The organism is Shewanella sp. SR44-4, assembly GCF_014163715.1.
Classification (GTDB): Bacteria; Pseudomonadota; Gammaproteobacteria; order Enterobacterales; family Shewanellaceae; genus Shewanella.
This window is the reverse complement of record NZ_JACJDU010000025.1, coordinates 1-12,451: the sequence shown is the minus strand read 5'-3', so window position 1 is coordinate 12,451 and position 12,451 is coordinate 1. Positions and strand designations below refer to the sequence as shown.

Sequence of the window (12,451 nt, the reverse complement as noted above, 5' to 3'; positions counted from 1 at the left end):
TAGCCTCAAAGTTAAATAAATATCAGACTTGTTTTCAAGTAAAAATCTCGGTGATTAGCGCAGCCCGGTAGCGCATCTCGTTTGGGACGAGAGGGTCAGAGGTTCGAATCCTCTATCACCGACCACATTGCCGCTTTCTCATAGCGAATTTAGCCTCAAAGTTAAATAAATATCAGACTTGTTTTCAAGTAAAAATCTCGGTGATTAGCGCAGCCCGGTAGCGCATCTCGTTTGGGACGAGAGGGTCAGAGGTTCGAATCCTCTATCACCGACCAATTTAACTAAAAGGCTACTCAAATGAGTGGCCTTTTTGTTTTTCTTGATTGGTCATTACATTCGTACTATTGCCTTATTAAGTGAATAATGCCAATCGCATTATCTATCTGCATCCTCTATCCACATTATTGATTCACACTATCTATTTGCATTAACGGCGTTAATAGGAACTACATGCTATGTTTAATGACGTTTGTATGTTTTTTGCTAACCATACGTTATAGCCCTTCTGTTATAGCTGGAGGATTGATACCGTTTATTACTGCTGCGACTATAGGTATAAATAACCTGATGTGTACGGCATCGATCTGCCATGATTGAAGTGGGAGGAGACCATCACATCAGGTTAAATAGGCTTTACGCTGATATTCAGGTTGTCAGAGTCGTGCCATGGTATGGCTAAATCTTATCGAGCAAGCTTGGTCGTAAATTAATTGCAGTAGACTGGTATCGTTCTTAAATATGAACGAGTTCACCAGAACAGCTGTATAGCGCTAGCATTGTGTTATAGCTGTTGGGTTAACCCACTAATACCCTAGTGAGTTTATCGCCTGTAAGTAGCTCTACAGAGATAAAAAAACCACTCAGAGGAGTGGTTAGTATTAGTAGATCAACTCTTTGATATCACTTAGAGCTTCACATTGACCGGCGGTACAATAAAGCCTTGATAAGCATCGACTCTGAGTTCAGTAAATCGTGTTAATTGGTTTGCTTCTTGGATGCCTGTGACAATCACTTGAATATCTAATCCTTTAGCGACATTCACTAAAGCACGACATAATTCGCTGTTGTGTTGATTCTCTTCAATATAAGCAAATGACTGGTCTAGTTTGACATAATTTGGACGTAGACTTTGTAAGTAAGCCATTGAACCGAATTGGCGACCAAAATGATCGATACCAAACTGAGCTCCTGAATCTCGAATGACTTTACAGAGATTTTCACAAGATTCTAAATCGCTATATACACTTGCTTCTGGGATTTCAAAGCAAATCCGTTCGGTGTATTTATTGGATCGTAGGAATTGTTTTAGCCAAAGATGAAAATCAGCATCGCTTATACTTTGATAAGTAAGATTGATGGCGACGCGTTCATAATTGCGTTCGAGTAAACGATGTTCATTGACTGTTTCTATTAAACAACGATCGAACATTGTGCCTAATGAGAGTAATTCTATATAGGGAACAAACTGACCAGCATGGAGGATGGTGTCGCCTATTTGCAGTTGGCAATATAGTTCGCGCTGACAAATTTCATCTTTGGCACATAGCTGAATCGACTGCCAACGGAATTGGAATTTTTTGTTCTTTATGGCATGACTTAAATTATTGCGCCACTCTTCACGGGTAAACAGCTGCTTTTGGGTGTTCTCAAACCAATGGAACACTTTGTCGTCTTTAATGGACTGTTGGAGTGCGTTATCTGCTTGAGCCAACATGTCTGATACTGTCATTTGTCCTAGACGTTCAGCAACACCAATATAAAACTGTTCATTTGGTTTACAGCCAGCTTTAGATATTTCTTTATTAACAGTACGTATTAGGCTTTGCAAATACTTAGCCAGCTGGTCATGTTCACAGTCCTCAACAAGGAAGGCAAATTCATATGCTGCAATGCGGGCTATAACAGAAGAAGAAATTTGATCTTGGTGGTGTTGTAGTTTCTCAGCCAGAATGCGAATGGTCTCATCGCGAACTTGGAAACCGTATTTGCTATGTACTTCTTCTAGCCAATCCATTTTGACTAAGTAAAGTGCTCCGGTACTGGGTTCGCTTAACCAACCATTAACTCTACTGACCATATATTGTCTATTTGGCAGCCCTGAGACTTGATCGATAAGATTTTTCTTTCTTAATGCTGAGACTTCTTCGTCAAGAGAATTAAATACTTGTTTTAATTGGGCTGACATACTGTTAAATGCATTGACGAGCTCTTTTAACTCCCTTGTTTTTGGCGTTGGCATATCTGGGCCAAATTGCTGTGCTGCTATTTGTTTAGCGTGTAAAGAAAGGGTGTTTAAGGGTTTTAAAATCCAGCTTAATCCCACTCGCGCAAATATAATGGCGATGAGAAATAAGATTGAAAATAGAATAATAATGTCGGAAATAATCCGCCATAACTCCTGATAGCCAAATCCTGGGTGAGCTGTAATTTCTAGTGTGGCAAGTTGTAACCAACCAGAGGTAATCGTGGTTTGTTTTTTAATGGTTTTAAACAGGTTAAGATCGATAAACCATTGAGGGATATTATCGACTTTAACAGAGTTGTTCCACACTTGTTGCTTACCATCAACCAACCACGTTAGTTTGATTTGTTGATAATAGCCGCCCTCAAAAATGACATTGACTAATGTTTCAGCTCCGGCATCATCACCGGCTTCTAAAACAGGGGTCAGCATTAATCCTAATGAATTACTGGCATTGTTGAGATCAGATTCCATTTGTTTGGATAAGAATCCTTGGGTTTCTGAAAATTGTACATAGGCTACGCTTGCAATTGTTAACAAGAACAGCCCGAAAAGTAACGCATAGATCTGCCTGAACAGGGTCATGTTGTCACTACTCCATGTTGAGTTTGGGTTGGCGTAAGCGGTCTACACCTAATCTAAGTTTAAGGTCAGTCCATTTTTCAAGGCGTGATGATGAGCCAGCTAACACACCTCGACCTTTTTCTTTGTTTAGCCATAATTGTTTACCGTTAAAACTGTAAACAGGCAGGAGATCTTTTCGTTTCGTTGCCAATTTTATGGTTTTATCCAAATTGTCGAGCACTAACGGAATCGAACTAGGCTTTTCATAGTATGCTAACACCATATGATATTGATTCAGCGATGTTGCTTTTACCATGGTGATTCGGAGTTTATCTTCAGGAATACCCAGTTGAAGAAGCGTGAAATACTTTGCGATTGAGAAGTCTTCGCAATCCCCTCCGTTAGCCCCGATAAACTCCATTGGCGATGCCCAATAATTGGATTCACCCCATAGCGTTTGATCATCAATGAATCGAAATAAATTAAAAAATTGATTCACTTTTTCTAATTTATCAATATCAGCAAGTTGTTGTGAATCACTGACGATTTTGAACCAAGCATTTGCTCGTAATCCTGCGCGATCGCCATAACGTTTCGACAATGCTGAAACGGTTTGCTGCTGATTCAATTCTTGAGTTGGTGCAGCATATAAACATGAAACTAAAAGGGCCGATGCCATAATAAAAAAATGACAGACCCTTTTATGCAACGCTGTAGTTACTTTGCTGTCTTCACGACTCAAAGAATCAATGCCTTGTATGTCCGTTAGTCATTTTGCTCATCGACAGTGTAAATATTCCATCTCATTTCTGGAATGGTGTCATCGGCTGTGACTTCAGCTATCACACGACGATTACGCTCTTCTGCTTCTGGCGTGCCACTGTTATCAATTGGGTTATCAAAACTATAGCCTGTAGCGTTAAGACGGCTTGGATCGATACCAAAGGTGTTTTCTAACACTTCGATAACCGCTTTTGCACGTTTTTGAGATAACGCTAAATTAAGTTCATAGCTTCCACGTTTACTGGTATGGCCTTCTATTTTTACCTTAGTGGTAGGGTAGGTTTTCATGATATTAGCGACGCGTTCAATTTGGTTATAATACTGCTGTTCGATAACCACTGAATTATTACTAAATAGTATTTTTAAGTCTTGGCGTTCATTGATATCTTTGATGCTACCACAACCATAGTTGTCGACAGCAGCACCAATGATGGTGCCAGCACAACGTTCTCGGGCCATTATCACACCATCACGATCACTGTCGGCAAGATCAAAATTTTGTGGTGTAGAAGCATTAGACTCGACAATATCGTTGATCGAACAACCTGTTGTTGTAATCAATGCGAGTAAAATTATCAAATATTTCATTATTTAACACCTCCCTCATATTCACGCTCACCACGCCATTCTCCCGGGCGTGTTACTCGAAGTGAGTCAAGTAGATCGCCTGTCGCATTCAATACTCGGTAACGAGCAGCAATTTCGTCATACTCGGTTTGCAAGTAATCCTTACGAGCTTCAAATAGTTCATTTTCGGTATCGAGTAAATCGAGCAGAGTTCGTTGGCCCAAGTTAAATTGTTGCACATAAGCCACTTGAGTCTGTTTTGACGCCACAACATGTTCACGGATGAACTGTTTTTGTGGGGCTAACATTTCATAAGCATTCCAAGCTAACGAAACACCCTCAACAACTTGGCGATAAGCGCGTTGTTGGATTTCTTTTGCTTCGTTGACTTTATAGGCTGTTTCTCTGTCTTTTGAGACGTCTTTACCACCGGAGAAAAGGTTATATTTAACCCGAACCATAGCAACTAAATCATTGTTATAGCCGTTAACATTTTGGCTACTAATTGCGCTGTAGCCATCTTCGCCGTCAGTATCATTATTCCAGTTACCATTAAGTTCTAGGCTTAATTGTGGGAAATAGCTTGCTTTGGCTGAGCTACGTTCTTTTTTAGCGGCGTTAATATCGCTTTCCGCTGATTTTAATACTGGGTGTTTCGATTTTGCCGCCATGAGCCCTTTATCTAAGCTTTTTGGTAGCATATCAGCATCAGGCACTGGCAGAATTAGGTCATCGGGTTTTGCTTCAACAATTCTGATATAGGCTGCACGAGCATCTTCTAAATTGTTTTTAGCTGAAATTACATTGGCGTTTGCACGGGCAAGACGACCAGTGATTTGCGATAAATCTGCTATCGATCCTAAACCTGAATCTGTGCGTTGTTTTATTTGATCGTAAATGTCTTTATGACTCGCGAGATTTTTCTCGGAGAGTAATAATACTTGTTCGCTACGGATGTAGTCCAAATAGACCTTTGCAACATCTAATGCCATATCTTCAGCGGCAGCAAATAATGCCCACTGATCAGCACTGGCTTCAAACGAATAACGATCGACTTCGCTGCTAGTATAAAAACCATCAAACAGCATTTGCTTGATACTAAAGCCGGCTTCGCCACGCTCTAAATCAATCATACCGTCATTATCAACATCACCTTGACCTACTTTACGACGAGTTGAAGGGCTATCGGTTTGCTCCCAGCCATAGCCCGCAGAAAGATCTACGGTTGGCATATAGCCTGCTACGGCTTGATTAACTTGCTCTTCACGCGCTTTAAAGCGATTAAAAGCAATGCGTAAATCTGGGTTTGTGTCTAGCGTATGTGCAACAGCTTGCTCAAGAGTCTGGCTTGAGGCTGTTGGCGCTATCAACATTGATAAAGCAAGAGCAACAGCACTTAGCTTTATTTGTTGATTTATAATAGTTGTCATAAAAAACCCTCCCGGTTCTTCTTAGCGCTCTCTAAGGGCGGTATCTTTCGCTCTTAAAATTGGATTTAAAATGTACTCAAGTATGGATTTTTTTCCCGTGATGACATCTACTGAAGTGAGCATCCCTGGAATTATTGGCATCTCTGTGCCATCGTCTTTCATTAAACTGGACTCTTGTGTTCGCACTTTTACAATATAGAAACTATTACCTTCTTCATCCTGTGACGTATCGGCGCTAATGTGTTCAACGGTTCCTTTTAGCCCGCCATAACGGGTAAAGTCATATGCGGTGACTTTTACGATAGCGGGTAATCCCGGATGTAAAAAAGCAATATCTTTAGGAGTGATTTTGGTTTCTATCAGCAGTTTATCTTCTGATGGAACAATTTCCATAATCTCTTCACCTGGCTGTACAACGCCACCTAACGTATTAAAGTTAATTTTTTTAATGGTGCCTATAACAGGCGAGGCAATGACGGCTTTACTGACCTTATCAAATGCGCCTTTTTGTGCCTGATTCATACGTGATAATTTGGTTTGCATTTCATTGAGCTGTGCACGTAAATCAGTGGCATAAACAAATACAGCTTCTCGGCGCTTTAAAATGGCTTCATCCATAGACGCTTTCACTTTTGGACGTAAAAGCCTAACCGATTGTAATTCACCTTGAATATCATTCACTGTGCGCTCAAGTTTGAGCAGTTCAACTTCCGGAACAATGCCTTTTCGAGCAAGTGGTCGAGTCAATTCAAGCTCGCGAGATACTAATTGATAACTCGTCGTAAGGGTACTAATTCTAGAGGCCAACTCTTCTATTTCTTGCTGACGTTGTTGGATCTGACGTACAAGAATTTCTAATTGGTTGCTTAAATTATCCAACCGAATTGAATATTCTTCTTGTTGACGCCTAACCAGTTCTGGCTCTTCGTCAATAATGGTCTGCGGAAATACCAAATTTTGCTTGGTTATTTTGACCTGTTGGCGCCAGTCTGAAGACATATCTGAAATAATAATACTGTCTAATTCGGTGCGCATGCGAATAATATTAGTTTGTAATCCGAACACTTCTTGTTCTTGTTGGTCAAAATCGGAGCGGAATCGGGTGTCATCAATCCGGGCTAAAGGTTGTCCTTTAGTGACCATACTCCCTTCTTGGACATAGATTTCCTGCAAAATTCCGCCATCTAGACTTTGGATAATTTGAATCTGTGACGACGGAATAACTTTACCCGTTCCTGATGTCACCTGATCTAATTCTGAGAAGTAAGCCCAAATAAAAAAACACACCATCATTGCGGACAGTGACCATATGATAAGACGATGTCCTGACGGGGCGTCAGTCATCATGGCACCATAAACGTCATCAACCATTTCTAAGTCGGCTACGGTAAGATGCTTACTCATGAGTTTTGGGCTCCAGCAATTGTCCCTGCATTAAGTTTCGCAAGGACTTCATCTTTAGGACCATCAGCCACTACATGTCCACGTTCTAACACAATAATGCGATCGACTAGATTTAATAAATGCATTTTATGGGTAATTAGTAATAATGTTCTGTCGCGACTAACCAATTGCATTGAGCGAATAAACTGTTTTTCTGCTCTAGCATCCAGGCTTGCTGTTGGTTCATCCATTAATAATATCGAGGGATCATTCAATGTTGCTCTGGCTAAAGCGACGGTTTGTCGTTGGCCACGACTGAGTGACAAGCCTCCTTCACCAACTTGTTGATCTAATCCTTCAGACTCTAAGTTAGTAAACATACTTACACCAGAAAGCTGGATAGCTCTTATTAATTGATGTTCAGTCACTTGCCTAGAACCGAATAAAATATTGTCGCGAATAGTCCCATGAAACAAGGTGACGTCTTGAGGTAAATAGCCAAAGTTACGTCTTAGGTCGCTAGGGTGAATCTGTCCTGCATCTAATCCATCATAGCGCAGGCTGCCTTGAGTTGGTTTGTACAATCCGAGTAGTAGTTTGGCTAGGGTGCTTTTACCTGAGCCGTTACGACCGATAATGGCGATGCGCTCACCAGGATTAATGTGTATTGATAAAGGGTGTAGGCTTGGTTTTTCGGAGCCAGGGAAGCTAAAACTGATATTATCCGCTTCAATTTTTCCCATAAATCGTTCTTTACTGGCTAGGTTTCCTTTGTCTTCAAACTCATCTTCTTGTTCCATTATTGCGTCTAATTGGCGCAGTGAACTGATGGTATGATTACCTCGGGTAATTAACCCTGCTAATTGAGCCATCGGAGATATAGCTCGGCTAGATAGCATGACCGCGGCAATGATCCCACCCATGGAAATTTCGTTTTCTGCTAGTCGATACACACCTAATATCACCACTAATACCACGGTTAATTGCACCATAAAATTAGCTATATGGCTGACATAATTAGACAGTTTTTTGGTTTTGAGCTGCCAATTGGCTGTATGGCCAATCATTTGTTGCCAGCTTTTTTGTACTAACCCTTCGGCACCATTGGCTTTAATTGACTCTAACGCGGTTAAACTTTCAATTAAATGGCCATGCTTTAAACTGGCAAAGCGGTTACTTTCTTCAATTGCTTGCTTCAGTTTAGGTTGTAGATAAAAGGTGACTGCGATAATGATCAAGCTGCCAATAACCGGAATAATAGCTAAATCGCCAGCAACAATATAAATGATGATCACGAACAGTAATGCAAACGGTAGATCAACCAACGCAGTAATCGTTGCAGAGGTCAAAAACTCCCGAATACTGTCAAACTCACCTAATTGTCTTGCCATTCCTCCTACGCTTGGTGAACGCTTAGATAGTGGAATACCAATGGCTTTTGCAAATAGTTTTGAAGAAACAATAATGTCGACTTTTTTACCCGCTATATCAATTAAATAGCTGCGTAATTGGCGCATTATAAAGTCGAATATATAAGCAATACTTGCCCCAATGGCTAAAACCCATAGTGATTCAAATGCGAGATTGGGTACCACTTTGTCATAGACATTCATAATAAATAGTGGTGAAACCAAGGCAAAAAGGTTGACCAATACTGAGGCTATTAGAGCATCTCGGTAAATAGGAGCAGAGTCTTTAATACTTTGCAGTAGCCAATGTGTTTTGCTGTCATGCAGGTGAACATCAAAACTTTTGTCACCACGGTAATCTTGTTTAACTAAAAATAAGTAACCTACATATAAGGTTTCTAAACCTTCAATCGTCAGAGTATCTTCGCCGCCCGTTTCAGGTAATTGTATAACGGCTTTGTCTTGCTCTAGATCGATCTCTCTTAGAATACAGGCCTTTTTATCTTTCAATAATAAGATACAAGGTAATAATATTTCAGAGATTTGATTCAAATCTTTACGTGATAATTTAGCTGATAGCCCAGCCCTTGCCGCGGCTTGAGGAATTAAATCGGGCGTAATGACTGCACCAGACAAAGGAAGACCTGCCGCAAGGGAATCTATTGAGCAAGGGCTTCCAAAATGTTCAGTTAATAAAACCAAACAATCGAGTAACGGATCGACCGTTACCCGCTGGGAAGCAGAGATCGTCCACTGCTCACTTTTGTTAGACGCAGTTATAGGCACCTAATCATTGTCCTTAATGTGTATTGTTAGAATAATCAAATATGCGCCACATAATACTATGTGACGCAGTCAATTTGTTGTTATTAAGGAATAATATTTCCATTATGTTGATCAAATAGATCAGCATGACTGGTTCCTGGCGATGGAGCAGGGTTGACGGTTGCAGTATCTACAATGAGTGCACCATCATTAAGTAAACCATTAATGATCACTCCGTCTGTGGTGCTACCGTATTCTTGCGACAGGTCTACACCATCCAGAACAATAACTTGGTCAATACTACCATTATGGTCGGCATCGATAGAAATTGTCGTGCTGCCATTACTGAACGAGAAATCTAAGTAGTTATCTAAATCGCCGTTCTGTTCATTCTGCAATAAATCACTGATATGAAGGGAGTCATTATTGACTTCGAAGTCTTTAATCGTATCGGTACCAGTATCGCCCTTAGACCATACAAAGGTATCGTTACCCAAGCCACCAATCAGAGTGTCATTACCTAGGCCGCCAATAAGAACGTCATTACCTTCACCACCATAGATAACATCGTTGCCACCTTGGCCAAACAGAATATCGTCACCAATACCGCCATCAAGAATGTCGTTACCATCATTTTGGTTGTTGATATTAAACTCATTTACATGGTCACGAATGTAATCATGCACTGCTCTTACATCAACATCACCAACATTTTGGCCCGTTTTATCTGCAACATAGGTTTGTAAAGCGACATACCCTTGCTCTGATGAACCGCTAAATCGAACTAAGTCACCAAAGATAATGTCGTCACCTTGATTACCAATTGTATTATCATCACCTTGAGATTGTAATGTCTCAGATCCTGTGATGATGCTTGATAAATCAGATACATCAATCGACGCACGAACATTGCCGTCTGTATCGTATAGCTTCAAGTTGGCTTCATTAACCGTAGTGCTACCGTTAGCGCTTGCTAAGCTGATTGCTTCAACTTCCGAAACTGCAGCGAGTAAGTTAAATGCATGTAGCGCCTGTGCGGTTGTATTTGTTCCATTGTCTGTAAAGCTTTTAACACTATTATCAGTGTTAAAGCTTAATTGGCCAATTTTAGCGCCTGTGTATGGTGAATACACAGCACCGCTAGCATTGACAACGACTTGACCATCTATGCTGATGACTTGGCCTTTAGAATAGTTATTAGAGGTCAACAAACTACTTAAGGTTTGATAGCTACTGGTCGTAACATCATAACTCATTAATACTGTTGAAGTATTAGTATCAATTGTTTGCGCATTTGGTGAACCATCAGTAATGAAGTAAGAAATATTATTTCCAACATTATTTAACACTGTGCTGCTAGTAAACCAATTTATTGCAGACTCAAAACCAGCTTCATAGTTAGTAGAACCACTCGCGCTCATTTTTGCTAATTCAGTAAGCAGTGTTTGGACCGCATTTGAGTCGTCCATATTTACTGAAACAGAGTAATTTGAGCCTGATGCAAAGTTAGTCAGTAACACATTTACAATACCGCTATGAGAGCTTGTTGCGCTATTTGCTAGAGACTCAAATACCGCTTCCAATTGCGTTTTAGCTTCAGCAATAACACCGGACATACTGCCTGAAGTATCAAAAATAAAGGCTATATTGTAATTTTCTCCAGCAACAATCTGTAAACCTTGTTGATCACTGACAATAATATCGTTATTTACGGTTCCTTTAATCACATCATTGCCAGGATTACCAGTGTACTTCTCATAAACAGTGCCTGAATCAGACTCTCCAACAATGTTAATCGTCACTGTCGCTGTGTCGGTCGCGCCATATTGATCTGTTACTGTATAAGTAAAGGTATCCGTTGCAAGTTGCCCAGCAGTCAGTGCTTCAAATGAATCGTTTGTGTCATAAGAATAAGTACCATCACTGTGAATAGTTAGCAGTGCGCCGCTTGGTAATATAACTACCTGACCATCTGTAACTATTGAACCATTTACTCCAGTTAGAGCAAATGTGTTTCCCTGGGCATCAGAGTCATTATTAAGTAGACCTTGACTCGTGTTCGAAATGGTTAATACGCCATCTTCTGACACTAAGTAGGTTCCCATAATAGCAGGACCAGATGCGGCAACATTTGTCAGGAAATAATCAGATGAGTCAGTTAATGCTGCGCCACCATTTGCTTCACTAATGGTTTTAGTTGCTTCAAATACCAGTTGGTCGAAGACAATATTACCGGTATCAATACTGAAAGTACCTGCGTCACCTGAAGTCGTCTTAAACGTTTCACTTGCAACTAATTGACCATTGTAATAAGCCTTCCAAACACCTTGTTCACCATTATTTTCATTAGAGAACATGTTTGAAACACTGAATGTCGCCTTATTAACTAATCCATTAAAGTCAATCACAATTGATTCAGATGTCGCGGTAGCTGAATCATATTCGATTTGTCCGGCAATTTGGTCTGAAGTTCGTGGTGAGCCTGCGACACCGAGTTTGTTAGTACCAGATTCTATGTTAACTACACCCATTGAGCCATCAGCTGTACGAGCTGATATTTTCATTAAGCTCTGGCCGTTTGATTGAGGAATTGTCCAAGCGTTAGTTGCACCTGAAGTCACACTAAATGATGTACCAGGAAGGTCATCATTAGCATCAACATTGTTTATCGATGCAGTATCATTAACAGCTGTTGATTCGTTACCTGCGGCATCAGTTTGAGTTATTTCAACGGTAATTTGTTCACCTGGACTTGGAACATCTGCTGTCCATGTGATCTCACCATTGTCGTAATTGAAAGCTATACCAGTTGTTGAACCATCTAAATTAACTAATTGACCATTTTCGAGTTTCAGATCAAATGAAACATCATAACCATTGACTGTTATGGATATTGAAACAAAACCACCTGCAACAAGGTCTGCATTATCTACTTCAGCTTTAATTTGTATCCCATTACCATTGGCAGCTATTTCATTATAATTTAACCAACCGTCTCCAGGGACTCCATCGTCTACAATAATAATTGACAGTGCAGAGGGTGCCGTTCTATCGACGCCTTGCACATCGGTTGCCACAGCAGAGGGGTTACCGGCGATATCAATCACTTGCGCGGTGACATCAACATCGGTCGCGCCTGCAGTCACAGGCACTTCAACGTCAAAGCCGTTGTCGAGCATGTCTTGAGTGACAGGGCCGTTAAATAGGGTGTTGCCATTGCCGTCAGTGACAATCAAGGTGTCGCCAACTTGGGTGCCAGTCGCGAGAGTCACGGTCGCGGTCACAGTGCCATCAGTACCGATCTCATC

Annotated in this window: 7 protein-coding genes and 2 tRNA genes; 2 read left to right on the top strand and 7 right to left on the bottom strand. The window is 40.7% G+C overall.

All coding sequences use genetic code 11. The annotated features are described in order from the left end of the window. Positions 1-48 precede the first annotated feature (48 nt). Positions 49-125: transfer RNA gene (locus tag H5125_RS12690), tRNA-Pro, on the top strand. Positions 126-198: 73 nt separating this feature from the next. Further along, positions 199-275, top strand: a tRNA-Pro gene (locus H5125_RS12685). Positions 276-904: 629 nt separating this feature from the next. Here the strand turns inward: H5125_RS12685 and H5125_RS12680 are convergent. The 7 genes from H5125_RS12680 to H5125_RS12650 all read right to left on the bottom strand — a co-directional run. After that, positions 905-2,827, bottom strand: a complete 1,923-nt coding sequence (locus H5125_RS12680; protein WP_101087239.1) for an EAL domain-containing protein — start codon at positions 2,825-2,827, stop codon at positions 905-907. A gap of 7 nt (positions 2,828-2,834) precedes the next feature. After that, positions 2,835-3,485 (bottom strand): transglutaminase-like cysteine peptidase, encoded by a 651-nt coding sequence (locus tag H5125_RS12675; RefSeq protein ID WP_162024258.1) that lies wholly within the window; start codon positions 3,483-3,485, stop codon positions 2,835-2,837. Positions 3,486-3,571: 86 nt separating this feature from the next. Continuing rightward, complete coding sequence (locus tag H5125_RS12670) at positions 3,572-4,177, bottom strand: OmpA family protein (RefSeq protein WP_101087237.1); 606 nt, start codon at positions 4,175-4,177, stop codon at positions 3,572-3,574. Further along, positions 4,177-5,586, bottom strand: a complete 1,410-nt coding sequence (locus tag H5125_RS12665) for a TolC family outer membrane protein (RefSeq protein ID WP_182744403.1) — start codon at positions 5,584-5,586, stop codon at positions 4,177-4,179. The genes H5125_RS12670 and H5125_RS12665 overlap by 1 nt, the downstream gene beginning before the upstream one ends. A gap of 21 nt (positions 5,587-5,607) precedes the next feature. Then, complete coding sequence (locus H5125_RS12660) at positions 5,608-6,990, bottom strand: HlyD family type I secretion periplasmic adaptor subunit (protein WP_101087235.1); 1,383 nt, start codon at positions 6,988-6,990, stop codon at positions 5,608-5,610. Continuing rightward, on the bottom strand, positions 6,987-9,164 hold the full coding sequence (locus H5125_RS12655; RefSeq protein WP_162022191.1) for a type I secretion system permease/ATPase: 2,178 nt from the start codon (positions 9,162-9,164) through the stop codon (positions 6,987-6,989). The genes H5125_RS12660 and H5125_RS12655 overlap by 4 nt, the downstream gene beginning before the upstream one ends. An 83-nt stretch (positions 9,165-9,247) precedes the next feature. Further along, positions 9,248-12,451 (bottom strand): type I secretion C-terminal target domain-containing protein (locus tag H5125_RS12650; RefSeq protein WP_182744402.1); only part of this gene is annotated, 3,204 nt, incomplete at its 5' end.